A 24,979-nucleotide genomic window follows, 5' to 3' on the forward strand; every position below is an offset into this window, starting at 1 on the left:
AGAGTCTAGTTACAGGCGCACCCTATCGCCGTAAACGAGCAGGCCATTAACGAAACGGGTGAGGAACGGCGGCGAGAAGTGGCTGGTAGCCTCCAGCAGCTTCGTCTTCCAACCAACCGGGAAATGCACCTTCGTGGGACTACGGCGCGGGGCGGTCACGGCCCTTACTACCTCTGCAGCCACATCTTGTGGGGTTGTGGACGCCCCCAGCCGCCGCATTCCCGCCGTTTCCACATCGGCGATCAGCGCCGTCCGCGAGTACAGGGGTAAGACTGTGCGGACTCGAATGTTGTGCTTATCCCACTCGAAATCCAGCGCCTCGGAGATGCCGCGAACTGCGAACTTAGTGGAAGAGTAGGTGGCCATATCCGGAGTGCCGTAGATAGAGGAGGCGCTACAAATGTTGACGACCACGCCGTTGCCGGCGGCCTTGAGATATTCAAAGGCCGCGCGACAGCCGTAGACCACCCCCTTGACGTTGACGTCGACAAGGGCGGAATCCTGCTGGAAGCTCCCGCGGTCGATGAAGTCGCCGCCGTAGAGAACGCCCGCGTTGTTAATGAGTGCATTAATTCCCCCGGCGCGGGCGGCGAAGTCGGCGACAGTAGCGGACCACTGGTCAGGGTCGGTGACGTCGAGGGTACCGGGAATGATGTTGGGGTGCTGAGCCCAGTCACGGACCTTGTCGCCGTCGAGGTCGTAGGCGCCAACGGTCCAGCCAGCATCGGCGAAAGCTTCAGCGATTGCGCGGCCGAAGCCCTGGGCTGCGCCGGTAACGAGTATTGATTTCATACCCCTAACTACTACAGTAGCCAGAGTACATAAGCTACGAATTCCCGTAAGAAAGCCGCCGGGCGGGCACTGGCAAGCAAAGAGAACCTCGAGACCGTGAAAATGAAGGAGCCGCTCGCAGGTCGAACCGTAAGATGACCTTCAGCTTTGGTTCACCCCCCGTTACCTGAAGTTTAACAGGAGAAAAGCCCCCTCTTAACGCAACAACTCCATCCGCCTCCCCAGGTTTCTATCTTTGGATAGCCAGAACGCGTGTGCCCGACGCTTCGTCAACTTTAGCTTCAGGCTGTTCGCTTGAAGATCACGCCAATAGACCGTACGGGGGTATCTTTTAGTTTTTTGGCGAACGCTCGATAGAAACCGAGATTCTCTACGGACCTTGTGCTTAGATCAGAATCAACAATAAAGAAGGCGACTTCTGAACTGTAGTGGCTCCCCCCCTGCCGGGGACCACAAAAATCAACGCCCAGCACATATTTAACTTTTACTCGAGTAGGTACCATCCATGAAAAAACAGTTTAAAATAGCGTCTACTCTATCGGTACTGATCGCAGCAATTTCACTACCACAAACAGTCGCTCTAGCTAACACACAGCAAGAGCTCTCACAATCAGCAATCCCAGCCTCAGCAAATACCCCTAACGTCATGGGTCCATTCGAAGAACTCCCACTCGAAGCCGTGCGCATAGTTCCGGGAGTTCAAACTTTTGCAACTAGCGTATGCACGGCCAGTATTGACTATCCACACATATCAGGAACCCGTGGTGTCACTTACACCGTAAATGTGCACCTGGACGGAAAGTGTCGAGCCATCCCCTCTAAGCATAATATCTCGGGTGATCTAAGTAGGAGCAGGTGGTACGGATGGGAGCGTCTAAATTCAAAGCAGCGATCTTTTCCAGGAAAATCTAAAGCGCGGTTAACAATTGAAAGTAAGTGCAAACCAGGCAGCATGTACAAATACCGCGCCAACGGAAGATTTTACGCCCTCATAGGAAAAACATCCTGGGTTCGCTCTTTCTACAATCAGAACCCTAGAGAAATTCGATGCACCCGATCTGCATAGAACCCAAGAAGACTAAGAGGATAATTTTCACCATTATCCTAGCTTGTACTGTTGCATATACGACAGGATGTGCCGAATCAGAAAAAATACTTCACAAACCTACTGATCCGAGAGCTGAAGGTTTTGTCCAAACTCACAGCTTGGATGAGTTTCCCTCGATCCCTTCCGGTACAATTAACGGTACACTCGCACCGTTGATTAGCACAAGCACCTGGAACAGAGATGAAGATACCCTCATGGCTCCAGAAGAGGTAAATTGGGAGTCGTTACCCTTCGTTCAAGAAGACGTTCCACTCATTATAGACTCACCATTTCCTCCAAATAAGGTTTGGATAACTCGTCTTGAAACTGCAGTAGACCAGTCTTTGTCTCAAGAAAACTCGATGGCCGAACCTGTGCTCTGCTCACAAGATAACCAAGAGGTGTGCCAGGTAAGCATCAAAACCTCCACCACTACGCAGATAAAACCTTCAGGAAACATATCCAGTTACGGTAGGTATCGGTTTATGACTATTCAGGCCATTTGGTTTACACCTGCTGGGGATGAGTCAGTCTCTTGGGCTACACAAATTGCGAGATGAGGTAAATTATGGCCTATTTAATCATCGACCCATCCGGGAACCCATTAAGTCGCCCGAATGATGGAGATATTGTATCCAATCCAGACACAGGGCAGATTCTAACCGTCAGCTTCCTAAGAATAACCACGCCCGACGGGGACTATGAAGTTGATTTTCTTCCCGGAATTGTCGACCTCTACCAAGGAAGCAAGGATAAATCATCCTACTCCACAAATATTCAAGAGATAAGCGTCAAGAAAGGAACTCGACTTCACAAAATTGGCAGTATTGACCGTATAGATGATGTAACCCTGACACATTTAGGGGATAAATACCGAGTTCAGGCCGCGAAACTAGACGACACGAAACCAGATAGTTTAATCCTCTGCGAAGATGGTTTTATAAGAACTTTGCAAGATAGTTTTTCTGCTACCGACAGGCCTCAAGGAGTATTTCCCGTTTTCCACAAAGTCGATGAGTAGGTAGCCCCGCCGACCCCTACCCAGTTAGAACGCTTCACCCCATCAGCTTCTGCTGCAGGGTGCGATCCTTCTCCAGCACCGCGTCACGCATCTTCTCCTGGTAATCGACCATCTTGTCCATCAGAGCCTCATCCGCCACCGCGAGGGTGCGCACAGCCAGCAGACCAGCGTTCTTCGCGCCGTCGATGGAGACGGTGGCAGTCGGCACTCCGCCCGGCATCTGCACGATAGAGAGCAGGGAATCCAGGCCATCCAGGTTGCCCAGGGCACGCGGAATGCCAATCACTGGCAGCGGAGTGGCCGCGGCGACCATGCCCGGCAAGTGGGCGGCACCGCCAGCGCAGGCAATAATCACCTTTACCCCGCGCGTGTGGGCGGTGCGGGCGTAGTCAAGCATGCGCTCCGGGGTGCGGTGCGCGGAGACCACGCCGACCTCGAAGGGGATGCCGAACTCGGCCAGCACCTCAGCGGCCGGTTCGACGGTGGGCCAGTCGGAGTCGGACCCCATCACCAGGCCGACCAGCGGGGTGCGTGCGTTCTCAGTCATCGGTTAGTCCTCCCATTCGGCGGTTTCCAGGAACTTTGCGGCCAAGCGCGCCTGTGCACGGGTGAGTTCCGGATCCTCGCCCAGCATATTGACGTGGCCGATCTTACGGCGCGGGCGCCAATCCTTGCCGTACATGTGGATCTTTGCATTCGGGAATCGACGCCACACCGCATCCATACGCTCGTGCATCGGCATCGCCGGATCCTCGGGCGCTCCGAGCACATTTGCCATGACCACTACCGGCGCGGTGGGTTCTGTGGAACCCAGCGGACGATCCAACACGGCGCGGAGATGCTGTTCGAACTGGCTGGTGACACAGCCATCCTGCGTCCAGTGGCCGGTATTGTGCGGACGCATCGCCAGCTCGTTAACGATGATCTCCGGCTGGCCATTCTCATCTGTGGTTTCGAATAGCTCCACCGCCAGCACACCCGTGACGCCCAACTCGGTGGCGACGTCGCGGGACAGCTGCTCGGCGGCGGCCAAGATCTCAGGCGTGGAGTTTGGGGCGGGCGCCACGGCCTCCACACAGATGCCATCTTCCTGTAGCGATTCCACCGCTGGCCACGCCTGCACCTGACCGGAGGGAGTACGCGCCACCATGGCGGACAGCTCACGGGCCAGCGCGACCTTCTTTTCCGCCATCAGCGGAATATCCTTATCCAGCAGCTTCTCCACCAACTCGCGGGCTTCCTCCACCGTGGCGGGGAACCACACGCCCTTACCGTCGTAGCCACCACGGCGCGCCTTTAGACAGACCTGGCCTCCTACGGCGTCAAAGAACCCGGCGATATCATCGGCAGCCTCGATAGCGGCGAAGGCAGGCACCGGTGCCCCCATCTCGCGCAGCTTCTTACGCATCACCAACTTGTCCTGAGCATGGATCAGCGCCGCCGGCTGTGGCTGCACGTTCACCCCCTGGGCAATGAGATCATCCAGGAAACGATTGGGCACGTGCTCATGGTCGAAGGTCACCGCGTCGGAATCCTGTGACACCTCGCGAACGTGCTCCTCCAGCGCGTAATCCCCCAGCACCACGTCGGCGGTGACTTGCGCAGCCGAAGAGTCCGAGGCGCCGGCCAGCACCCGGCAACTCAAGCCCAGCTCGATGGCTGCTTGCTGTGTCATTCGCGCCAGCTGACCGTCACCGATGATCGTCACCAGCGGCGCACCCGGCGCATGTGCAGTCTCTCGGGCTAGTGACCAGTCGGCAGTATTCTTCCCATTGCTTTCACTCACAACCCCCAACTATAGTTCTCTGCCCCGACACTCTTAATCTGGCTCTTCAGCAGCCTTTCAAACTTACGGGTATAAGGCACCGAATGGAGCACCAGCGGCACACGCGCCCCGGCCACGTACACCGCAACATCCCCTCGGTATGCGCGGCAATCAACGATATTGGCCAGCGGGATCTGGCCGATTCGGCTGCGCACATGTCCACTGGCGGTAATCAGTCGTCTGTCAGTCAACAGCATTCGGGAGCGCGCGCGGAAAACCAGGTGCCGAACGCAGCGCCTCCAGCAAACTATCAGCCATAGGAGCAACAAGCCCCGACGGAGCCAGGTAAAAGACTCCACCGTGGGGGCGTCCAAAGCATGGGTCGCCATGTACTGATCCAGTGCACCGATTCCCATCCAGAACAAGCCCGTCCACACCAGTAGGCGCAGTACCGGGAAGAACATGGAACGACGGGCGGGACTGAGCTCGGCGAGAATTCGTTCGTCAGGGTCAAAAGTGATCTTGCTCATGCGTATCGGCCCCCGTAATCACCGCTACCGTCGGCGCGCAGGTGCACGATCTCCCCGGCGCGGATTACCCGCGTGCCGGTATCGGTGCGAATGAGCAGCTCACCATCGTTATCAATGTCAGCGGCCTGTCCTTCCACTACCTCGTCGCCGGGTAGAAAGGCGCGCACAGAGGTACCGATGGTTGCGGATAGCTGGCGGTATCGCGGCAGCACGGTCTGTGCTGCTCCTCCCAATCGACGCCACCTCTCCAGATTCGCGGCCAATTCCGCGAACACTGCCACCGCAACATCCTCGCGCTTCGGGCAGGGAACGCCTAATCGGGCGCACTCCAAATCGATGGAGCTGGCGTGGGCGACGGGCAATTCTTCGACCTGCAGGTCGTAGTTAATGCCGAAGCCCAGGATGATGGCCGGGTACGGATTCAGATGTACGGCCTCCACCAGGATCCCAACGAGCTTACGACTATCCAGGACGCAGTCGTTGGGCCATTTCAGCTGCAGCGGAATATCAGCGGAAGAGCGGATACCGGATGCGATCGACAATCCGGTGAGCAGCGGCAGAAGCCCAATTCGGTCGGTCGGCACGTCCGGCAGACGCAGCAGGACAGAGCAAATCAACTGGCTGCGCGCTGGGGCTTCGAAGGAACGTCCTTTGCGGCCGCGCCCGGCGGTCTGCTCCTCGGCCATCAGCAGGCTCATGTCGGGCAGATCCTCGCCACTGCGCACACGGTCGGCTAGGTCAGTGCTGGTGGAGCCGGTGGATTCCACTATTTCGACATGCCGATAGCCCAGTGGTGCCAGGCGCTCGGCCAGATGCCGGGGATCCAGCGGAGTGCGCATGAACCGTGCCGTCCTTTCTTTTCACATGCCTTTCCCAAGACACTCTAGCCCCACCAATAACGGCATGGGAGTTTTTACACCGTATTATGGCCACCATGAGCTCTACCACCGACACATCGACCACCGCCGGGAAGATCGCCGACCTCCGCGATCGCCTGGCGGAGACCCACAAGCCGCAGGGAGACGAGATCCCGCGCGCTCGTCGCCGCGTGGACGCACTATTGGACGCCGGTAGCTTCGTGGAGACCGACGCACTCGCCCGCCACCGCGCGACCGCATTTAAGGCCGATAAGTTCCGCCCCGTTACCGATGGAATCGTCGCCGGCTACGGCACCATCGACGGCCGCCCCGTCTGCGTATTTTCACAGGACGCAACCCTCTTCGACGGCCAGATTGGTGAGACCGCCGGCGAGAAGATCCTGAAAGTCATGGAACTGGCAGTGAAGTCCGGTACCCCGCTGATCGGCATCTACGAGGGCACCGGCGCCCGCCCACACGAGGGCATTACCGCGCTGGAGTACTTCTCCCGCATCCACAGCCTGCAGGCCAAGCTCTCCGGCGTGGTTCCGCAGATCGCTCTCGTCGCCGGCCCCACCAGGGGCGCGCTGGTGCACTCGGTAGTTCTGTCCGACATCGTCGTTGCCGTCAAGAACGCAGGCGGTCTCGTTGCTGACGCCACAGACGGCACCGCCCACCTCTACGCCGAGGACGATGCCTCCGCACTGGGACTCGTCGCGGACATCCTGGGTTACCTGCCCAGCAATAACCGTGCACTCCCCCTGCGCGGCGAAGATGGCGAAGCAGAGGCCGGCGAGCTGGACAACCTCATCCCGGACTCCGACTCACAGGCCTATGACATGCACACGGTTCTAAACCGGGTGGTAGACACTAACACCGTAGTAGAGCTGCAGAAGTTCCACGCACCGAACCTGATTACGGCGCTGGCACGGGTCGGCGGCCGGAATGTGGGCGTCATTGCGAACCAGCCCGAGCAACAAGCAGGAGCGATCGATGCCACGGCGGCCGAGAAGGCAGCGCGCTTCATCCGCTTCTGCGACGCATTCAACGTACCCCTGGTGACCTTCGTAGACTCCGGTGGCTACGCACCCGACGCGCTCTTCCGCCGCACCGCGAAACTTATCGGAGTGACCGCAACGGCATCCATCGGCAAGATCGCGGTGATTACCCGCAAGGCTTTCGGGGATGCATACCTCTCGCTAGGGGCCAAGCGCCTGGGTACCGACCTGGTCTACGCATGGCCCACGGCACAAATTGCGCAGGACGATAGCTACCAAGCGGAGCCCTACTCCGCCGCCGAGCGAGGCTTGGTCGACGCCGTGATTCCCCCGTCGGAGACCCGCGTCCGCATTATCGACGGGCTGCGCCTGGTGGAGCGCAAGGCCGAAGATGGCTATCCGCGCAAGCACGACAACCTGCCGTTCTAGGAGTAAGCGCGTGACAGACTTTCAGGTGATCAAGGGCAATCCGAACGAGGTAGAGACCCGGGCGCTGCAACTTATCGTGGACGACCTAGCGGCCGAAGCCGCAGCACTGCGCGACGCAAAGCCTGACACCCGTGGGCACTATGGCCGCGAGATGCCACACGGTAATCCGGGGGCTTTCCGCAATCCGCGGATGCCGCGGGGCTAGTGGCAGGGCGAGAAGTATGAAACTCACTCTGGCCAGCACCTCGCCCGCCCGCGAGAAGGTACTGAACGCCGCCGGGGTCTACCCGCGCAAGGTCGCACCGGGCGTGGACGAGGAGGCTGCGGTAGCAAAACTGGTGAACCCCTCCCCTGCTGAGTACGTACAGCATCTGGCCACTGCCAAGGCGCGAGCGGTCGAGGGAAAGCTGGTCTTGGGTGGCGATAGCATGCTGCTCATCGACGGGGAGCTGCAGGGAAAACCGCACACGCACGAAGAGACGGTGCGGCGGTGGCGCCAGCAGCGCGGGAAGCGCGCGGAGCTTATTACAGGGCATGCGCTAATTGACGCCGCTACGGGTCAGCTTTATGAGGAAGTAGTTGCCACTACGATCCAATTCGCTGACGTATCCGATCGTGCCATCGAGGCTTATGCTGCCACGGGAGAGCCATTGGAGTGCGCGGGCGCTTTCACCCTGGAAGCGCTCGGCGGGTGGTTTATCGAGAGTATCGACGGCCACCCGTCCGCCGTGATTGGGCTTTCACTGCCCGCGCTACGCCGCGGGTTGGCAAGCTTCGGCTATGACTTCTCCGACCTGTGGGACTAGTCGGCCTTGACGGAGCGCTGCTCTGGGCCGACATAGCTGGATAGAGGGCGGATGAGGGCATTATCCGCATTCTGCTCCACGATGTGGGCGGTCCAGCCAACGACGCGGGCCAGCACGAAGATCGGGGTGAAGAACGGAATATCGATGCCCAGCATGTAGTAAGTCGGCCCAGCTGGGAAGTCCAAGTTGGGCTGAATACCGGTGCGCTGATCCATTGCCTTTTGCATGTTGTCGTACATGTCGACCCAGCGTTGGCCATCGTGGTTGGCGGCGGTGCGACGCATAGCGGCCTCCATGGTCGGCACGCGCGAATCGCCCTTCTTATACACGCGGTGGCCGAAGCCCATGATCTTATTCTTCGCATCGCACTGATCGAGTACCCACTGTTCAGCGGTGGCTGGGTCGTCGACAGCAAGGAAGTTGTGCATCACAGCCTCGTTCGCACCGCCATGCAGCGGCCCCTTGAGGGCACCGATGGCTCCAGTGACTGCGGAGTACACATCGCTCATAGTGGAGCTGATGACGCGCCCGGTGAACGTGGAAGCATTAAAGCCATGCTCCGCGTACAGAGTAAGTGACTGATCAAATGCTTCCACGTCATCGCGGTTATTGGCCGGGCTCCCCTCTTCGTCTCCGAAGCACATGTAGAGGAAGTTCTCGGCAATATCGCGGTCGCGGGATGGCGGAATGTACTCCAGGTTCTTCCGGCGACGCAGGTCGTAGGCGACAATCGTTGGCAGCTTCGCCAACAGAGTCAGCCCTGTGCGGCGTACCGTGTCCGGGGCGCGGTCGTCCGCGTTGAGATCCTCGGTGCCGAACACACTCACCGCTGTGCGCAGCACATCCATGGGGTGCGCAGTCTTGGGCAGGGAATTGATGAGGTCCAGCATGCTGCGGTCGATCGGACGCAGGGCGCGCTCGCGCTGGCGGAACTGTTCTAACTCGCGGAAGTCCGGAAGTTCACCGTTCCACAACAGATAAGCAACGTCCTCAAAGGTGCAGTGCTCTGCCAATTCTTCCACGGGATAGCCACGGTAAGTCAGTGAATTGGTCTCCGGGTTTACCTTTGAGATACCGGAGGTGTCCACGACCACACCGTTAAGGCCCTTGTTGATGTTCTTTTCAGTGCCTGTGGCGTTGGACGTCTTGTTGGATTGGGCGCGGGGCGTGGTGAAGTTGGTGCGTCCGCGGTCGAAGGGTGCGTTAGAAACCTTGATGGGCTTTGTCATGGTGAGGTGTCCTTTCGAGTTAGAAAATGCCGCCGGGAATCTGCGGGGCGCGTGCGAGCACGTCGTCGCTGACCACTAGGTTCAGCTGGCCGAGCTCGCCAGGTGCCAGGTCGGCAGTGGCTTCAGCGACGGCCAGGAAGCGATCCTGCTCCACCTCGTCCACCACTCCCTCAGCCAAGGTGCGGAACTTGGCTATGTAGTCGGCGCGACCGAAGGGGCGGGCTCCCAGCGGATGCGCATCCGCCACCGCCAGCTCGTCAACGATCTCGGTGCCATCGCGCAAGGTGACCACTGCTTTGCAGCCGAAGGCCTTCTCCGCCGGGTCGGTGGAGTGATAGCGGCGGGTCCACTCCGAATCTTCCATGGTGGAAATCTTGCGCCATAGTTCGACGGTCTCCGGGCGCTGAGCGCGTTCTGGCGCATAGGAGCGTTCGTGATGCCACTCGCCGTCCTCCAAGGCGACGGCGAAGATGTACATCACGGAGTGATCCAACGTCTCGCGCGACGCAGTGGGGTCGAACTTCTGCGGGTCGCCCGAGCCGGTACCGATCACGTAGTGGGTGTGATGGCTGGTGTGCAGGACAATGCTCTCCACCTGGCGGAGGTCGCCGATCCTGTCGCGCATCCGGCGGGCCAGGTCGATCGGCGCCTGGGACTGATACTCCGCGGAGTGCTCCTTGGTGTAGGTATCAAGGATCGCCCGCTTCGGCTCTCCCGGTTCCGGCAGGGGCACAACGTAGTGCGCATCCGGGCCGTCCAGCAGCCAAGCGATCACACCGTCTTCGCCTTCCCAAATCGGCGCTGGCGCACCCTCGCCACGCATGGCGCGGTCGACAGCCTCCACGGCCATCTTCCCGGCGAAGGCCGGCGCATGAGCCTTCCACGAACTGATTAGTCCCTTGCGTGACTGACGAGTAGCCGTGGTGGTGTGCAGCGCCTGCCCGACGGCTTGGTAAATCACTTGTGGATCCAGCCGCAACGAGGTGCTGATACCCGCAGCCGCAGACGGCCCCAGGTGAGCCACGTGATCGATCTTGTGCTTATGGAGGGAAATTCCCTTGACCAGATCCACCTGGATCTCATAGCCCGTTGCGATGCCGCGGATCAGATCGCGCCCTCCCAGGCCACGCGCTTGTGCAACAGCCAGGATCGGCGGAATGTTATCGCCAGGGTGGGAATACTCGGCGGCTAGGAAAGTATCGTGAAAATCTAGCTCACGCACCGCCACGCCGTTGGCCCAGGCAGCCCATTCGGGGGAAACTGTGGCGTCAGTACCAAAAACGGCGCAGGGCCCAGAGTGGCACAGCGCCTGACTGCGCGCCGACGAGACGGGACGACGCAGAATGGATGCGGCAGCGACGGCCGCATTATCGATGATGCGGTTGACCACCATGTCCGCGGTGTCTTGCGGCACCTCGACCGGGTCGGCGGCGACCTGCGCAACCTTCCAGGCGAGGTGTTCTTCCTGCGGAAAGTCGTCCGCCGAGGGGTGGACGCGAACGTCGTGGTTAATCATCGCGGGGGTTAGGTCCTTTCAGGGATGGAGGTGCTGTGATGCACCTCACCCTAACGCCTCGCGACGATCTATGTTGCTAAACAAACATTTTTTGACGCCAAAACGTCAGTTGGTGTTTAGGCGTGCTTTTCCTCGACGCGCTTGATGGCCTCTTCGGCAACCAGCTGCTGGATACCCATGTCCAGCTCAGAGGTGAAGCCCACGCAGGAGCAGTTGATCTCGCCCAGAACGTAGGTGTCCTCACCCGTCTCATCGTCATCGGCAAGCATGAAGTCGGCAGTCCAGATCAGCGGGATGTTGTCGCCCCCCAGCTTCTCAGCGATAACCGGGCGAGCCTCGGCGAACATGTCCACCAGCTCCTGCCACTCCTCCGGCTTCTGGTAGGTGTACTTGGCGCCAGAGAACAGAGTTGCAGAGAACGCGTCGCCCCCCTCGGCCGGCTTCTTATGAACCACAAACACAGGGTGCGGACCAACCAGCAGAATGCGGATCTCACCCTCGACGATGCGCGGCATGAAGCGCATGTCCACCAGCATGCCGTTGTCGCCAACGATGTACTGGTCACAGAAGTCCATGAAGTCGCCGAGCTCGCGAACCTCGGTGTGGTTGTCTACAGCCTCGGTGCACTTCAGCTTGGTGTCCATAGGCAGGGCGGTACCCGGCTCGATGGACTCGGCCAGCTGCTTATCCTCCAGCTGCACGCGCCAGATACCAGAGCCAGTGGAGCCACGGTTCTGCTTCAGCACGCGCTCGCCATAAGACAAAGAGGTGGGGAAGGTCTTGTGGAAGGAATCGACATCGTAGTAAGCGGCGGTATCGTCCGGCACCAGGTCGGTGTCGTTCAACTTCACCAGCGCATCCTTTGCGCCATATGCCATCATCTCAGCCGGGGTGGACATACCAACCAGGCCAGATTGCTCCGTCAGTTTGGTCAGCATGTCGAAGTAGCCCTTTTCGCCGCCGGGAATGTGGCCCGGGTTAACGCGGGAAATGTAGGCATCGTAGGTCGCAGCAACCTCGTCGTAAATCTCGTCGGCTTTCTCCGGGTCGAAGTAGACAACTTCGGCCCCCCAACCCTTCTCGCGGATAGCCTCAACGATCGGCATGGTGTCGCGGCGGTGACCGTCCTCACCCTTGTCGTTTCCGCCCTGAACCTCAAAGACAACAATGTTCTTGTGCACGGTTTCCCCTAGCTCTAGAAGTAAAAATGCAGTGCGTATGGCCGTGTTTAGCCAACAACATAATTCTACGATCACTTGGCCCGCACGGCAGTGGAAGATAAGTGTGATCTAAAGCGCTAGACTTTCATTCGATCGAAAGGCAGGTAATTCATGGGAATCGAGTTCGACCCCAGCCCTCAGCTGAAGCAATATGCCCACCCAAACAAGCTGGTCACGAACGCGTGGCTAGGAGCGAAGCTAGGCACCCCCGGCCTGAAGGTCGTAGAAGTAGACGCGGATTCACTGCTCTACGATATTGGTCACATTCCCACCGCAGTGCGCTTGAAGTGGTACGAAGATCTTTCCGACCCGGTGTGGCGTGACCTTATTGGATCCCGGGAATTCGAAAAGCTCATGGACCGTCTGGGCATCAGCCGGGACGACACCGTGGTCTTCTACGGCGACCACGCCAACCTGTGGGCTATCTATGCGCTATGGGTCTTCGAGCTCTTCGGCCACCCCGACGTGCGCATCCTGGACGGCGGACGCGACGCTTGGATGCAGGAGGAACGGGAAATTTCCTACGCCGTGGATGAGGTTCCCCACCCGCCCGGCTACGCCGTGGCTTCCCGTCGCAACGATCACACAAACCGCATCTTCGTCGACGAGCTACGCACGAAATTCGAAGGCTCCCAAGTAATCGACCTGCGAAACGCAGAAGAGTACACCGGCGAAGTGACGCTGCCGGGCTACCCCATTCGCCGCAATGGCCACGTACCGGGAGCAGTAAACCTGCGTGCGGATTCCTCGCTACTGGCGAACTCACGTTTCTGCTCGGTTAAGGACATCGAAGCCAATCACGCTGAACTCGACCGCAGCCGCCCCACCGTTGTCTATTGCAATAACGGCGCCCGGGCAGCTCTCGAATGGTTCGTTTTGCGTTTCCTCTTGGGATGGGACGATGTGCGTGTTTACGATGGCTCGTGGATCGAATGGGGAAATATGATGCGCGTGCCCATCGAACGCAGCTAAGCGCGCAGTGTAGCCTCATTAACTAGCCTTTAATTATTTACCCGAAAGGATTGCCCGTGACTTCCAGCACCGCCGCTCCCTTGACGAAGGTACTGATCGCCAACCGTGGCGAAATTGCAGTGCGCGTCATCCGGGCTGCGCGCGACGAAGGCATCGCCACCGTTGCCGTCTATGCGGATCCGGACGCCGATGCGCCATTTGTACGCATGGCTGATGAAGCCCTGGCTTTGAGCGGCCAGACCTCTGCAGAGACGTACCTGGATATCGACAAGATCCTTGCCGCCGCTCGTAAATCGGGCGCTGATGCAGTCCACCCCGGGTACGGCTTTCTGTCGGAGAACGCGGACTTCGCACAGGCGGTCATTGATGCTGGCCTGAACTGGATTGGCCCGTCGCCTGAGGCGATTCGCAAGCTCGGCGATAAGGTGACGGCCCGCAATATCGCCCTTACTGTTGACGCCCCTATGACTCCGGGCACTAAGGAGCCTGTCGCGGATGCAGCAGAGGTGACTGCCTTTGCAGAACGTCATGGTCTACCGATCGCCATCAAGGCCGCCTTTGGCGGTGGTGGGCGCGGCATGAAGGTTGCCTACACGATGGATGAGATCCCTGATCTCTTCGACTCCGCTACCCGCGAGGCCATCACCGCCTTTGGCCGCGGCGAATGTTTCGTGGAACGCTACTTGGATCGCGCCCGCCACGTGGAAGCGCAAGTTGTTGCCGATAAGCACGGCAATGTGGTTGTAGCGTCCACTCGCGACTGCTCTGCCCAACGCCGCTTTCAGAAGCTGATTGAGGAAGCTCCGGCCCCTTTCTTGAGCGACGAGCAGAATGAGCGCATTTACTCTTCCGCCAAGGCCATTTGCCGCGAGGCTGGCTATTACGGCGCGGGAACGGTGGAATATCTAGTTGGCTCCGATGGACTCATCAGCTTCCTGGAAGTGAACACTCGCCTCCAGGTGGAGCACCCCGTAACGGAAGAGGTCACCGGCTGGGATTTGGTGCGCGAACAATTCCGCATCGCCCGTGGCGAGACGCTCTCCCGCACTGAAGATCCGGAAATCCATGGCCACGCGATCGAGTTTCGAATCAACGGCGAAGACCCAGCCAATAACTTCATGCCCGCACCTGGACGCATCCAGACCTACCGGGAGCCAGCAGGCCCCGGTGTGCGTATGGATTCGGGTATCGAGACCGGAGCGGTTATCGGCGGCCAGTTCGACTCCATGCTGGCAAAGCTAATCGTCACCGGCGCTGACCGCACCGAGGCGATCCAGCGCTCGCTCCGCGCGCTGGAGGAGTACGAGGTCGAGGGCATCCCGACGGTTATCCCCTTCCACCAGGCTGCATTGGCTGATCCAGCTTTCGTCGCTGAGGACGGCAATTACCGCGTGTACACACGCTGGATCGAGGAGGAATGGGATAACCAGCTACCCGCCTACGAAGAGCCACTCGCAGCTTCTGCGGAAGATGAACTACCGAAGGAGAAGCTGGTCGTGGAAGTCGACGGGCGCCGCGTGGAGGTGCTCGTGCCGGGCGAGATCCTAGCGGGTCGCGGTTCGGTGAGCCGGGCGAAGAAGCGCCGCGCCGACGCCGCGGACATCGCAATCACTGGAGACACCGTGGCCTCCCCGATGCAGGGAACCGTCATCAAGGTAGAGGTCTCCGAAGGCGACGAAGTGGCCGAGGGCGACGTACTGCTGGTTCTTGAAGCCATGAAGATGGAAAATGCCGTCAAGGCGCACAAGTCCGGTGTGGTGCAGTCGCTGAGCGTCGGAAGCGGTGATGGCGTCACAAAGAACCAAGCACTGCTCGAACTGAAGGATGACCCTGCGGCTGATAATGTCGCAGAATAAATTGACGAGACAGGAAACGCATCCCATGACCCACCACAAAGCTGAAGACTTTTCCGAGCAGGAAAACCAGAGCACGACTGAGGGAACGCCCCAGGGCACCACGCAGGACAAGACGCCGAAGAGCATGATCTTTCTGGGGCTCGGCCTGCTGGTCGTTGCCGTGATCACTGCCATCGTTTCGCTGGTCGGTGTAAAGGACTTTGGCAAGGGTTACGACGTTTCGGGTGGCAAGGAGTACTACCTGCTGGCCGACGAGGACGCGCTCAGCGCGCGCCAGTGCACCCTTACCGACGAGCATGACAAGGATCTCGCCGATCGCATCCGCGAAGCTGACCTGAAATTCAGCCAGGACGATCTGGAGATCTCCGATGTCTCTCTGCCGCTGACCAAGAACAAGGGCGTGTACACGTCCATCACGTTCAAAGAGGACGTTGCAAAGGCTAAGTACAACTGCGACAAGGGAACCATCTACATCTCCACCTTCTCTTCCGGCACCCTGCAAGCACTGCGCTGGGTGACGATGCTGTGTGGCGCAGCCGGCGTGGCGATCCTGATCCTGGCCGCGTTTGCGAAGCAGCGGAAGAAGGATAGCGAAACTGTTTCTGAATCCGACGCCGACCTCGAAGAAAACTAAGTGGCAGAAACCCTCTCAAATCAGCTGACCGGAACTTTGGCAAAGTGGAAGAGCTCCAAGCGGGGCTACGTACTGGCGCTCGACCAGGGGACTACCTCCACCCGCTGCATCATTTTCGATGCCCGTGGGAAGATGGTGAGCTCCAGCCAGATGGAACACCGGCAGATCTTCCCCCAGCCCGGCTGGGTGGAACACGACCCGGAGGAAATTCGGCGCAATAGCCGACGCGTCATGGCCGACGCCGCAGCCTCCCACGATATTCCCGTGGAAGAGTTCGCCGCAGTAGGCATTACCAACCAGCGTGAAACCACCGTCGTATGGGATCGCGAGACCGGCAAACCGATTTACAACGCGATCGTCTGGCAAGATACCCGCACTGACGAGATCATCAAGAGCTTAAGCGAAGAGCAGAAGTCCATGATCTTCGAGCGCACAGGGCTCAATGCCTCTACCTACTTCGCCGGACCGAAGATTCGATGGATTCTGGATAACGTTGACGGCGCCCGCGAGAAAGCAGAGCGCGGGGAGCTGGCCTTTGGAACCATTGATTCGTGGCTAATTTGGGAGCTCACGCGCCGCTCACGCAAGAAGTCCAAGGCGGGACGGGCAGGTAGCGCTCGGCATGTCACGGATGTCACCAATGCTTCCCGCACGATGCTCATGGATTTGCGCACGCAAACATGGGATCCGGAACTGTGCAAGCTCTTTGACATCCCTGAATCTATGCTGCCGGAGATCGTGAGCTCCTCAGAGATCGTCGGCAAGGTGCGACGCAGCGGCCCGGTCAACGGTGTACCCATCGCCGGTATTTTGGGCGACCAACAAGCCGCTGCTTTCGGGCAGGTATGCTTCAACCAAGGCGAAGCGAAGAACACCTACGGCACGGGGAACTTCCTGCTATTAAACACCGGTACCGAACCGCAGTGGTCGGAACATGGGCTAATCACCACCGTCGCCTACCGGCTGGGCAATCAGCCCGCGGTGTATGCCCTGGAAGGCTCCATCGCCGTCACGGGTTCCCTAGTGCAGTGGCTCCGTGACAACCTGGGCTTCTTTGACACCGCCGATGATATTGAGCCACTGGCTCGGAGCGTGGACGACAATGGTGGCTGCTACATCGTGCCGGCTTTTAGTGGATTGCTGGCTCCTCACTGGCGCCCCGAGGCGCGCGGCATCATCGCCGGCCTTACTCGCTACGTAACAAAAGCACACATCGCTCGCGCTGCGCTGGAGGCCACCGCCTTCCAAACCCGCGAGGTCGTCGAAGCCATGAACGCGGACTCCAAGGTGGACTTAAAAAACCTACGCGTCGACGGCGGCATGGTGGTGAACTCACTGCTGATGCAGTTCCAGGCGGATCAACTTGAGGTTCCAGTAACCGTTCCGGAGGTGTCGGAAACCACCGCCCTTGGCGCAGCCTACGCCGCCGGTCTGGCAGTGGGCTTTTTCCAGGATCTTGACGAGCTCGTGTCGCTGTGGCAGGAGGAAAAGACCTATTTCCCCCAGGGTGATCCCCAAGAGCGCGAGGTCACTTTTGCGAAGTGGAAGCGCGCGGTGGAGCGCACTTTTGATTGGAAGTCCGACTAAGACGCAATGCTACGCTTAGAAGTATGAGCGACCCCTCCCACAGAGAGATTCGAGTTTCTGACATCGACCGCAGCGACGCAATCAGCGTCCTCGGTGCCCATTTCGCCGATGGTCGGCTCGCCATGTCCGAATACGAGGAGCGCGTGCAGCTGGCCACCGAAGCTGTCTCTGAAAGAGAACTAGAGCAACTCTTCGCAGACCTTCCACCGCTGTCCCCTACCCGCGAAGTGGTTCCCTATTACTCTGCCAACGAGGTTGATCGCCATTACCGAAGTGGCCGGAATATCCGCCTCGGGTTGTTGCTCAGTACCGTCATTGGCAGCACAGGCCTGGCCATTGTTCTCAATAGCGTATGGGCCTCTTCTCCAGTGCTATTGCTGCTCATCCCAATGGTTTTCGTCATGCTCTACGTTATGAAGGCCGGCCCGAAGCAGTGGTACGAGCCCAGCCCTCGCCAGCTAGATCGACAGCGCTTCCAGGAGCTCAAACTGCAGCAGCGCGTACAACAGGCGCAGTGGAAGTTCGAGCGCAAACAACGCACTCACGAGCTCACCAGCAGTGCGATGAATTTCGCCCAGAAGCGCTTTAACGGAACTGGTCGATAACCCCGGCGAAGAGGCGAATACCGATCCCCAGCGCCCGTTCATCGAAGACAATATCGGGCTGGTGCAGGTCGGGGCGCTCCCCCTTGCCTGTCCATGCGCCCAGGCGCGCCATCGAGCCAGGCACATGCTCCAGATACCAGCTGAAGTCTTCACCACCGGTGGATTGCGGGGCTTCCTTCAAGGCATTCGGATCGACGTCGTTCACGGCCTGCGCCAAGGCGGCGGTGGAGACGTCGTCGTTCATCACCGGCGGCACGCCCTTGGTGTAGCGCAATTCAAGCTGAGCTCCGGTCGGTGCGACCAGGTGCTCCAGCAGTTCGCGCAGGGTTTCTTCGCCACGACGCCACACTCCAACCTCCGCTGTGCGGAACGTACCGAGCAGGCGAACCTCCTGGGGCATTGCGTTGAACGTCGACCCGCCATTAATCGCGCCGAAAGTCAGTACCGTGCCGGTTCGCGGATCCACCGTGCGGGACAGTAGGCCGGGCAGTTGCGACGCAATAAGCCCTGCTGTGTACACCAGATCCGCCGCCAGGTGTGGCCGGGAGGTGTGGCCACCGCTACCGCGCAAGATGATCTCCACAACATCACTAGCCGAGGTGATGGCGCCAGTGCGCACGCCGATCTCCCCCGTCCTGAGCTTTGGCTCGCAGTGCAATGCGAAAATACGGGACACGCCATTGAGAGCCCCGGCCTCAATCACGTCGACTGCGCCTCCATCCATGACTTCCTCAGCCGGCTGGAAGATAAAGCGAACCTGAATTCCCAGCGCATCCTCCCCGTGGGAGTCCACAAACTCGGCGAGGGCGACAGCTAGACCGAGCACAACGGTGGTGTGAATATCGTGGCCGCATGCATGCATGATGCCGGGAATTTCAGAGGCAAAGTCCAGGCCTGTGACCTCCTGCAATGGCAAAGCGTCGATGTCACCGCGGAAGGCGATACGAGGTGTACCGATCGGGCCAATATCCGCAATGAGTCCCGTAGAGGGCAAAGCCACCGGACGCAGCCCGGCGCGCTCGAGTTCCTGGGTGAGGAAGCGAGTCGTCTCCGTCTCCATGTGCGAAAGCTCGGGATTGCGGTGCAGGTGACGGCGCCAGTCGACGATCCGCTGGGAATTATCCCGCACCCAGTCCCGCACGAACTCGGCAATGGAGTGTGCGCTGTCCTCCTGTGTGCGCTGCTGTGTGCCGTCTTGCACTTGACTACTCACATTCCTCTCACTTCGATTGACCTATCTAGTCTAACGCCTGCGGTACCCTTGGTTGACATGACTGCTTCCCCAAATCCCTATCAGCTGGCCGACGACGCTGCGGCGGCTTTGAAAGATCGCACGGGTCTCGACTCTTACGAATGTGCTGTCGTACTCGGCTCCGGTTGGCGCCCTGCAGCGGACGTGCTGTGTGAAGGCGCGGAAGACCTGGTGGAGTTCCCGATGTCGGAGCTTCCGGGATTCCTCGCCCCCACCGCCCAAGGGCACGGCGGAACGGTGCGTAGCGGAAGAATTGGTGGCCGCAATGTGCTGGTGCTGCTGGGCCGCACCCATGCCTACGAAGGCCACGAGCTGTGGCGCACCACCCATGCAGTACGAACCGCCGCAGCCGCGGGGGTACAGACGGTCGTGCTGACGAATGCTGCTGGCGGTCTCACCGAGGGCATGAGCGTAGGCGAGCCAGTGCTGATTGCCGATCACATCAACTTCACGGCGAAGACTCCCCTGTCCGGCGCAAACTTCGTCAACCTGGTGGATGCCTATAGCCCTACCCTGCGCGCCAAGGTGCAGGAGATGCGCCCTGGCATGCGCGAGGCCGTCTACGCCATGATGCCCGGGCCGCAGTACGAAACCCCCGCAGAGATCCACATGCTGCGCACCCTGGGCGCGGGCCTGGTGGGTATGTCCACGGTCTATGAAACCATCGCCGCCCGCGAGGCAGGCGTAGATGTGCTGGGAATCTCCCTGGTCACCAACCTGGCCGCGGGTATTACCGGCGAACCACTGAACCACGAAGAAGTCTTGCAAGCGGGTAAGGATGCAGCCAACGACATGGGTGGGCTGCTCCGCGAGCTGGTGAACAACCTATGAGCGAACTGAAGTTCGGCACCGCCGGTCTGCGCGCCAAAGTAGGACCCGGCCCGGATGAGATGAATGTGGGCACCGCCACCCGAGCCACCGCCGGCGTGGCCGCCTGGCTGCAGGAACGCAAGCGACCCTTGCGCGCCGACGGGGTTTTTCGTGCGGCTGTTGGATATGACGCCCGCTACGGCTCCCACGCCCTAGCCCGCGCAACGGCGGAGACCTTCGCCGGTGCGGGGTTTGATGTCACCCTCATTGCGGAGCCAGCTCCTACGCCGGTGCTGGCGTGGCTGGTTAAGTCCCGCCGGATGGACGTGGGCGTGCAGATCACCGCCTCGCATAACCCGGCGCAGGATAATGGCTACAAGCTTTACCTCGATGGCGGTTCACAGCTGGTCTCCCCCGCTGATCGCCAAATCGAAGAACACATTGCTGCTCAGCCCGCCGATGCGGCTGACATCCCCCGCTCCGAGGCGAAGTCGGTCGATTTGTCTGCGGTCTCCGGCTACGTCACTGACTTGGGCACCCTTGTAGCCACAGGACGCCAATCCGAACTGGCACCACGGCGCAAACTGAAGATCCTGTACACACCAATGCACGGCGTGGGCGGTAACGCCCTGGAGTGGGCTCTACGCGAAAACGGCTTTGGCAATGTCCACACCGTTGCTTCGCAACGCTGGCCGGATCCCAACTTCCCCACAGTGGCATTTCCGAACCCGGAGGAACCCGGTGCGACGGACGCCCTATTGGCCGAAGCGCGAGAGATCGACGCGGATCTGTTGATCGCTCTGGACCCGGACGCCGACCGTTGCATGCTGGGGTTGAAGCGGGCCGACGGGGAGTACCACATGCTGCGCGGGGACGAGACCGGACCCTTGCTGGCACGCAGGGTATTGGCAGGTGTGGGGGCGTCACCAGGAAACAAACCTGTCGTAGCAACCACGGTTGTCAGTTCACAGCTGCTCGGACGCATGGCACGCGCCGAAGGCTGGGATTATGTAGAGACGCTGACGGGCTTTAAGAATCTCGCGCGTGCTGCGGACGGACGCCCTGGGGAGTTGGCTTTCGCTTATGAGGAGGCGATCGGCACTGCTCCTGCTCCGCACATCGTGGCGGACAAGGACGGTATTGCCACGGCGCTGATCGCTGCGGCATGGGCAGCCGAGACGGACCTGGCCACCGAGTTGGACAACATCGAGGCCACCTATGGCGTCTTTAGAACTGCGCAGGTAAGCAGCCGATTCGAGGACGTGGCTCAGGCACACGAACTGATCGAACGTTGGACGAAAAACCCGCCAGCAACACTTGCGGGCGCGGCGGTGCAGGCCGGGCCGATCGAGGACTCAGAGGGCAACCGCACCGACGGAGTGCGCCTCGTGGGTCATGTGGATGATCTGGCGCTGCGCGTGGTCGCCCGAGCCTCCGGCACGGAGCCGAAGGCAAAGTTCTACCTGGAGGTCAGCGCCGAGCCGGGAGCAGACGCACAGGCCGTGGAGGCACTGCTGGAGCGCCTAAAGATCGATGTTTCGGGGGCCGTATAGGCGATCGCCGGCATCGCCTAGGCCGGGGACGATATACGCATCTTCGTTCAGGCTCGGATCAATTGTGGCGGTGACCAACTTGCGAACGCTCACCTGTGCCTCAACGAGCGCATCAACGCCGGGCTGGGCAGAGACCATGCACACGCAGGTGATGTCGTTGGCGCCGCGGCCCTCCAGTAGGCGAATCGCGTGCAGCAGCGAGCCACCGGTAGCCAGCATCGGGTCGACGAGGAACACCGGCTGATCACGGAGGTCATTTGGCAGAGCCTCGAGATAAGGCACGGGCTCGTGGGTGGTTTCGTCGCGAGCCATGCCGATGAACCCGACCTGCGCGTCGGGGATCATGGATAATGCCGGATCGATCATGCCCAGACCTGCGCGAATGACGGGAACGATAGTCGGGGGTTTTTCCAATCGCGTGCCCGTGGTGGTGGCTACCGGGGTTTCTAGTTCAAATTTTTCGGCTACCAGATCTGCCGAGGCTTCGTAGATCAGCATCGCGCCCAGGTCGGCCAGGGCAGCACGGAACTGTGCGTTATCGCTGTTTTTGTCGCGCATAATGCTGAGGCGCGCTGCGACGAGCGGATGTTTTACCACCTGAATATCCATGGTTCCCCACTGTAGTTGATGGCGCGCGGAACCTTTTGCCTCACAACGCGGTCTAACGGTTCTGAGCATTTGTTTGGGGAGGGTTTCTTTTGCTCTATGGGGATAAGATTCACGCTGATCCGGAGCTAGTTGCGCAGCTTAAGAGCCGTACCACGGACGTGGGCGCAGCATTGCAGGGGCGAGCTTCGCCGATTCATGGGGAAACGGGGGCCGTAGCGCCGCTTGCGTTGAGTGATTTCCTGCGGGCGTTGTCGGCTGCACGGGACGCGCACGACGGGTTGCTGCGGGATGCGGATGGTTACTTTAATGACGCCACGTTTGCCCTGGCCAGCATTAACCGCGACCTTGAGGGACACGAAGGCGAGTTTTCCAGGGCCTTCAATGGGCTGACGGAGGTGTGAAGTGCTCGATATAGCGGGTCTTGTGACCCCGTTGATTGCAGCTATCCCCTCGCCTTTTAGCCCGGGCCTGAGTGCGAGTGTGCCAGCGGTGCGCGGGCTGGAGGGATTGGGAGATATGGCGACTGCGGCACTACAGGGTAATGCGGGGAAAAGTGTCCACGGATCTTTAGACACGGTGGCGCGAGCGGTAGCTTCCGTGGTGAAGGCTGGTGGAGCCCTGGACGGGTTGGCTAACCAGGCTGCCCTGGCGGTAGAACGCACAATCGGGGATTTGGGTGTGATCCTGCGCGACTGCGTGCGGGAGGTCGGCCAGGCCGTGGCAGGAAGTGGAATGGTCGGACCATTGGGGTGGATAAATGGCCTCGGTGCGGCGATGCCGGTGGTGCTGCGGCACGTGGAACGGGCGAAGGATCGCGTACACACGCTGGAGACTGAACTTCACGGGCTTACGAACGACGTGCACAAGGTGCACAAGGAACAGCTGCCGGAGCGGCTTCCCGCGCGCAACCCGGACGCGTCCCCGGCGCTGGAACCAGCTGCATACGAGGCACCCGGAACGCAAGGGGCGCCTTCCTCGCAAGCATCACAGGCGGTTGCCGCAGCGAAGACTGCCCTGGGCACCCCCTACCAATGGGGAGGCACGGTGCCCGGCAAAGGTTTGGATTGCAGTGGGCTGGTTCAGTGGGCCTACAGACAGGCTGGGGTGGAACTGCCAAGAACGTCGAGCGAACAGGCAATCGGACCACAGATCGCCAGGTCGGCGGTGCAAGCAGGAGACCTCGCGGTGTGGAATGGCCACGTGGCAATGGTCGTCGACAATAACCACATGATCGAAGCAGGCAATCCGGTGCAAATCAGCCCGATCCGGCAAGAGAACAGCGGAATGCCCTTCAAGGGCTTCTACCGACCGACGGCGGCCTAGGCTACAGGCTGGAATCAAAAGGAGTAGGACATGGCACTTATCAACGGACGTTCACACAGCAGTGGTCTGGCACGCATCGTCAGCACTCCCCCTCCACGGGAGTATCTGGCAGCTCAATTCTTAGGCGAAATGCCCGAGACGGTACCAGCGGTGCTCACTGCGGAGCTACGCACACGGCGCCCAGATCAGTCACAGGACTAACACCAACTCCGGCATGCCAACCTAGTAGAATGCCTTTCCATGGCAGCAGAAAATGGCTTGAGGACATTCGGTAACGGCATCGTCGCCGTCGAGTTAGAGATCACTAGCGGTACTTGGTACACCCTGTGGGCACCCAATTGGCTGGTCAAGGGCGAACGCTGGCAGGGGTTCCTAGGTGACGATGACGATCTTTTCGTCTTTGATTCCCCCGCCAAGCTGCTGGCTTTCCTGGAAAACGGTGGCCGTAATGAGCTGGCCGAACACCCCAAGTGGGCGAAGTTTAAAACCGACTTGGTGACGAATGTGGTGCCCACGCGCACGGGCAAGATCAGCCTAATCGAGATTCCTCGGAAACTGTCCCTCCGTCCGGGTTATGAATCCACCTCCGCTGTATCCCGCGGCTTCGACCTTCTACGCTCCATGGGTAACGTCCTGGGGCTAAAGAGCGTGAACAATTGGTTCCACTCTTATTCCATCCTGGACAATGTGCGCCGTGGCCCGGACCACTACCAGTCGCAGAACGGCCTGGAAGAGTGGTCGGGCGTCGGACGTACCGTGCTAGATCGCTGGAAGGGCATGCTCAACGACGTTGAGGAGCACCTGACCGAGCCCGAGGTCGACGAGGCCAAGGTCGAAGACGCGCAGAAGCGGATTGACGAGGCACAGGAGGCCCGCGAGAAGCGTCTGCAGGAAAAGGAAGCGGAGGCAGCTGCCGCAGCCAAGAAGGAAGACAGCGCCGATGCCGACCCTTACGACAAGACCATTTGGGCGGACGCCGGCATTGATCCGATCCGGATCAGCCTGGGTGGCCAGTACGTCTACACTTTGCGTTGTTACGTCGGCGACAAGCCGCGCTTCCTAGGTCGTCACGGAGAGATCAATACCTTCCCGAACTCTCGCGCTTTGGTGCGGTGGCTTATCGACGCCCACGATCACGACCTCGAAGAGCTGGAGACGTGGGGCGATATTGTCAGCGCCGCCAATGCTGGTGAACTGGAAGTCACGGTGCACGACTCGAACCAGTACTCCTTCGCCGGCCTGCACGATGACATCGCGGAATCCATCGACGCGGTGGATACCGACCAGTTGGGTCGCGCCTACGAGCTGCTGGCAGACGCTGCTGACTGGGCGGGTGATGACAGCGTGAACAAGGTTCTGCTGAGCTACCCCAAGCTGCAGAACTACTTGGCTTACATGCTCGGCTCCCCGTCCGATTCGCAGCCCTCTGCCCCCTTTGACGAGGAGGCCAAGGGCTGGAAAGCACTGGAAGAAGACCTGACCAAGCGCTTTACGCGCTTCTAGCCGGAATATCGCCAAACAACAAAAA

25 protein-coding genes are annotated in these 24,979 nt (G+C 59.9%); 15 read left to right on the forward strand and 10 right to left on the reverse strand.

What is annotated here, in order from left to right; all coding sequences use genetic code 11:
* Window positions 1–9: 9 nt before the first annotated feature.
* Entirely contained in the window at window positions 10–792 is a 783-nt protein-coding gene (locus AC06DS_RS00950) for an SDR family oxidoreductase (RefSeq protein WP_477100750.1), read from the reverse strand.
* 1,655 nt (window positions 793–2,447) lie between these two features.
* On the opposite strand from AC06DS_RS00950, the gene AC06DS_RS00955 reads away from it, so the two are divergent.
* Window positions 2,448–2,900, forward strand: coding sequence for a hypothetical protein (locus AC06DS_RS00955; protein ID WP_477100751.1), 453 nt, complete (start codon window positions 2,448–2,450; stop codon window positions 2,898–2,900).
* A 34-nt stretch (window positions 2,901–2,934) separates the two neighbouring features.
* Here AC06DS_RS00955 and purE read toward each other — a convergent pair whose 3' ends face one another.
* The 4 genes from purE to AC06DS_RS00975 are packed head-to-tail and all read right to left on the reverse strand — an operon-like array spanning window position 2,935 to window position 6,034.
* Window positions 2,935–3,447 (reverse strand): 5-(carboxyamino)imidazole ribonucleotide mutase, encoded by a 513-nt coding sequence (purE, locus tag AC06DS_RS00960; RefSeq protein WP_477100752.1) that lies wholly within the window; start codon window positions 3,445–3,447, stop codon window positions 2,935–2,937.
* A gap of 3 nt (window positions 3,448–3,450) precedes the next feature.
* A complete protein-coding gene (locus AC06DS_RS00965; protein ID WP_477100753.1) occupies window positions 3,451–4,686 on the reverse strand; it encodes a 5-(carboxyamino)imidazole ribonucleotide synthase in 1,236 nt (411 codons plus the stop codon).
* Window positions 4,683–5,195: a hypothetical protein gene (locus AC06DS_RS00970; protein ID WP_477100754.1), complete on the reverse strand. Its 513-nt coding sequence runs from the start codon at window positions 5,193–5,195 to the stop codon at window positions 4,683–4,685. Before AC06DS_RS00970 ends, AC06DS_RS00965 begins: the two co-directional genes overlap by 4 nt.
* Entirely contained in the window at window positions 5,192–6,034 is an 843-nt protein-coding gene (locus AC06DS_RS00975) for a biotin--[acetyl-CoA-carboxylase] ligase (RefSeq protein WP_477100755.1), read from the reverse strand. Before AC06DS_RS00975 ends, AC06DS_RS00970 begins: the two co-directional genes overlap by 4 nt.
* Window positions 6,035–6,120: 86 nt before the next feature.
* On the opposite strand from AC06DS_RS00975, the gene AC06DS_RS00980 reads away from it, so the two are divergent.
* Genes AC06DS_RS00980 through AC06DS_RS00990 form a run of 3 tightly spaced genes read left to right on the forward strand, consistent with a single transcriptional unit; the run spans window position 6,121 to window position 8,285 of the window.
* A complete protein-coding gene (locus AC06DS_RS00980; RefSeq protein WP_477100756.1) occupies window positions 6,121–7,479 on the forward strand; it encodes an acyl-CoA carboxylase subunit beta in 1,359 nt (452 codons plus the stop codon).
* A 10-nt stretch (window positions 7,480–7,489) separates the two neighbouring features.
* The gene (locus tag AC06DS_RS00985; protein WP_293790761.1) at window positions 7,490–7,684 is read left to right on the forward strand and encodes an acyl-CoA carboxylase epsilon subunit; all 195 of its coding nucleotides are present in this window, start codon (window positions 7,490–7,492) and stop codon (window positions 7,682–7,684) included.
* Window positions 7,685–7,700: 16 nt separating this feature from the next.
* The gene (locus tag AC06DS_RS00990; RefSeq protein ID WP_477100757.1) at window positions 7,701–8,285 is read left to right on the forward strand and encodes a Maf family protein; all 585 of its coding nucleotides are present in this window, start codon (window positions 7,701–7,703) and stop codon (window positions 8,283–8,285) included.
* On the opposite strand, the gene AC06DS_RS00995 is transcribed toward AC06DS_RS00990, so the two are convergent.
* The 3 genes from AC06DS_RS00995 to AC06DS_RS01005 form a co-directional block, all read right to left on the reverse strand.
* Entirely contained in the window at window positions 8,282–9,514 is a 1,233-nt protein-coding gene (locus tag AC06DS_RS00995) for a bifunctional 2-methylcitrate synthase/citrate synthase (RefSeq protein WP_473963606.1), read from the reverse strand. The two genes, AC06DS_RS00990 and AC06DS_RS00995, sit on opposite strands and share 4 nt — an antisense overlap.
* Before the next feature lie 19 nt (window positions 9,515–9,533).
* Window positions 9,534–11,030 (reverse strand): 2-methylcitrate dehydratase PrpD, encoded by a 1,497-nt coding sequence (gene prpD, locus AC06DS_RS01000; protein WP_477100758.1) that lies wholly within the window; start codon window positions 11,028–11,030, stop codon window positions 9,534–9,536.
* Between the two features lie 116 nt (window positions 11,031–11,146).
* The gene (locus AC06DS_RS01005; protein WP_293790757.1) at window positions 11,147–12,211 is read right to left on the reverse strand and encodes a Cj0069 family protein; all 1,065 of its coding nucleotides are present in this window, start codon (window positions 12,209–12,211) and stop codon (window positions 11,147–11,149) included.
* Window positions 12,212–12,361: 150 nt separating this feature from the next.
* Between AC06DS_RS01005 and AC06DS_RS01010 the strand changes: the two genes are divergently transcribed.
* The 5 genes from AC06DS_RS01010 to AC06DS_RS01030 are packed head-to-tail and all read left to right on the forward strand — an operon-like array spanning window position 12,362 to window position 17,904.
* Window positions 12,362–13,222: a sulfurtransferase gene (locus AC06DS_RS01010; protein ID WP_239317099.1), complete on the forward strand. Its 861-nt coding sequence runs from the start codon at window positions 12,362–12,364 to the stop codon at window positions 13,220–13,222.
* A 56-nt stretch (window positions 13,223–13,278) separates the two neighbouring features.
* A complete protein-coding gene (locus tag AC06DS_RS01015) occupies window positions 13,279–15,078 on the forward strand; it encodes an acetyl/propionyl/methylcrotonyl-CoA carboxylase subunit alpha (RefSeq protein ID WP_448308041.1) in 1,800 nt (599 codons plus the stop codon).
* A gap of 25 nt (window positions 15,079–15,103) precedes the next feature.
* Complete coding sequence (locus AC06DS_RS01020) at window positions 15,104–15,712, forward strand: hypothetical protein (RefSeq protein WP_293790754.1); 609 nt, start codon at window positions 15,104–15,106, stop codon at window positions 15,710–15,712.
* Between the two features lie 36 nt (window positions 15,713–15,748).
* Entirely contained in the window at window positions 15,749–17,299 is a 1,551-nt protein-coding gene (glpK, locus tag AC06DS_RS01025) for a glycerol kinase GlpK (RefSeq protein WP_473963638.1), read from the forward strand.
* A gap of 23 nt (window positions 17,300–17,322) precedes the next feature.
* Window positions 17,323–17,904, forward strand: coding sequence for a DUF1707 SHOCT-like domain-containing protein (locus AC06DS_RS01030; protein WP_448308039.1), 582 nt, complete (start codon window positions 17,323–17,325; stop codon window positions 17,902–17,904).
* On the opposite strand, the gene AC06DS_RS01035 is transcribed toward AC06DS_RS01030, so the two are convergent.
* The gene (locus AC06DS_RS01035) at window positions 17,885–19,117 is read right to left on the reverse strand and encodes an amidohydrolase (protein WP_477100759.1); all 1,233 of its coding nucleotides are present in this window, start codon (window positions 19,115–19,117) and stop codon (window positions 17,885–17,887) included. The two genes, AC06DS_RS01030 and AC06DS_RS01035, sit on opposite strands and share 20 nt — an antisense overlap.
* 57 nt (window positions 19,118–19,174) lie before the next feature.
* On the opposite strand from AC06DS_RS01035, the gene AC06DS_RS01040 reads away from it, so the two are divergent.
* Together AC06DS_RS01040 and AC06DS_RS01045 are read left to right on the forward strand one after the other, a co-directional pair.
* Window positions 19,175–19,987, forward strand: a complete 813-nt coding sequence (locus tag AC06DS_RS01040) for a purine-nucleoside phosphorylase (protein WP_476727933.1) — start codon at window positions 19,175–19,177, stop codon at window positions 19,985–19,987.
* On the forward strand, window positions 19,984–21,519 hold the full coding sequence (locus AC06DS_RS01045) for a phospho-sugar mutase (RefSeq protein ID WP_477100760.1): 1,536 nt from the start codon (window positions 19,984–19,986) through the stop codon (window positions 21,517–21,519). Before AC06DS_RS01040 ends, AC06DS_RS01045 begins: the two co-directional genes overlap by 4 nt.
* Here AC06DS_RS01045 and upp read toward each other — a convergent pair.
* Complete coding sequence (gene upp, locus AC06DS_RS01050; protein ID WP_477100761.1) at window positions 21,490–22,128, reverse strand: uracil phosphoribosyltransferase; 639 nt, start codon at window positions 22,126–22,128, stop codon at window positions 21,490–21,492. The genes AC06DS_RS01045 and upp overlap by 30 nt on opposite strands.
* Before the next feature lie 89 nt (window positions 22,129–22,217).
* On the opposite strand from upp, the gene AC06DS_RS01055 reads away from it, so the two are divergent.
* Genes AC06DS_RS01055 through AC06DS_RS01070 form a run of 4 tightly spaced genes read left to right on the forward strand, consistent with a single transcriptional unit; the run spans window position 22,218 to window position 24,954 of the window.
* Window positions 22,218–22,529, forward strand: a complete 312-nt coding sequence (locus tag AC06DS_RS01055) for a hypothetical protein (RefSeq protein WP_448308036.1) — start codon at window positions 22,218–22,220, stop codon at window positions 22,527–22,529.
* 22 nt (window positions 22,530–22,551) lie between these two features.
* On the forward strand, window positions 22,552–23,451 hold the full coding sequence (locus AC06DS_RS01060) for a C40 family peptidase (protein ID WP_477100762.1): 900 nt from the start codon (window positions 22,552–22,554) through the stop codon (window positions 23,449–23,451).
* A 30-nt stretch (window positions 23,452–23,481) separates the two neighbouring features.
* Window positions 23,482–23,652: a hypothetical protein gene (locus AC06DS_RS01065; RefSeq protein WP_293790744.1), complete on the forward strand. Its 171-nt coding sequence runs from the start codon at window positions 23,482–23,484 to the stop codon at window positions 23,650–23,652.
* Window positions 23,653–23,691: 39 nt separating this feature from the next.
* Complete coding sequence (locus tag AC06DS_RS01070; RefSeq protein WP_476727937.1) at window positions 23,692–24,954, forward strand: hypothetical protein; 1,263 nt, start codon at window positions 23,692–23,694, stop codon at window positions 24,952–24,954.
* Window positions 24,955–24,979 lie beyond the last annotated feature (25 nt).

The sequence above is a fragment of the Corynebacterium sp. TUM25015 genome, assembly GCF_056393505.1.

Bases quoted from the DNA above. Each gene is read 5' to 3' on its own strand.
- AC06DS_RS00990 (WP_477100757.1), top strand. From the start codon at position 7,701: ATGAAACTCACTCTGGCCAGCACCTCGCCCGCCCGCGAGAAGGTACTG.
- AC06DS_RS01065 (WP_293790744.1), top strand. From the start codon at position 23,482: ATGGCACTTATCAACGGACGTTCACACAGCAGTGGTCTGGCACGCATC.
- AC06DS_RS00975 (WP_477100755.1), bottom strand. From the start codon at position 6,034: ATGCGCACTCCGCTGGATCCCCGGCATCTGGCCGAGCGCCTGGCACCA.
- purE (WP_477100752.1), bottom strand. From the start codon at position 3,447: ATGACTGAGAACGCACGCACCCCGCTGGTCGGCCTGGTGATGGGGTCC.
- AC06DS_RS01010 (WP_239317099.1), top strand. From the start codon at position 12,362: ATGGGAATCGAGTTCGACCCCAGCCCTCAGCTGAAGCAATATGCCCAC.
- upp (WP_477100761.1), bottom strand. From the start codon at position 22,128: ATGGATATTCAGGTGGTAAAACATCCGCTCGTCGCAGCGCGCCTCAGC.
- prpD (WP_477100758.1), bottom strand. From the start codon at position 11,030: ATGATTAACCACGACGTTCGCGTCCACCCCTCGGCGGACGACTTTCCG.
- AC06DS_RS01020 (WP_293790754.1), top strand. From the start codon at position 15,104: ATGACCCACCACAAAGCTGAAGACTTTTCCGAGCAGGAAAACCAGAGC.
- AC06DS_RS01040 (WP_476727933.1), top strand. From the start codon at position 19,175: ATGACTGCTTCCCCAAATCCCTATCAGCTGGCCGACGACGCTGCGGCG.
- AC06DS_RS00955 (WP_477100751.1), top strand. From the start codon at position 2,448: ATGGCCTATTTAATCATCGACCCATCCGGGAACCCATTAAGTCGCCCG.
- AC06DS_RS01070 (WP_476727937.1), top strand. From the start codon at position 23,692: ATGGCAGCAGAAAATGGCTTGAGGACATTCGGTAACGGCATCGTCGCC.
- AC06DS_RS01045 (WP_477100760.1), top strand. From the start codon at position 19,984: ATGAGCGAACTGAAGTTCGGCACCGCCGGTCTGCGCGCCAAAGTAGGA.
- AC06DS_RS01030 (WP_448308039.1), top strand. From the start codon at position 17,323: ATGAGCGACCCCTCCCACAGAGAGATTCGAGTTTCTGACATCGACCGC.
- AC06DS_RS00980 (WP_477100756.1), top strand. From the start codon at position 6,121: ATGGCCACCATGAGCTCTACCACCGACACATCGACCACCGCCGGGAAG.
- AC06DS_RS00970 (WP_477100754.1), bottom strand. From the start codon at position 5,195: ATGAGCAAGATCACTTTTGACCCTGACGAACGAATTCTCGCCGAGCTC.
- AC06DS_RS00950 (WP_477100750.1), bottom strand. From the start codon at position 792: ATGAAATCAATACTCGTTACCGGCGCAGCCCAGGGCTTCGGCCGCGCA.
- AC06DS_RS00995 (WP_473963606.1), bottom strand. From the start codon at position 9,514: ATGACAAAGCCCATCAAGGTTTCTAACGCACCCTTCGACCGCGGACGC.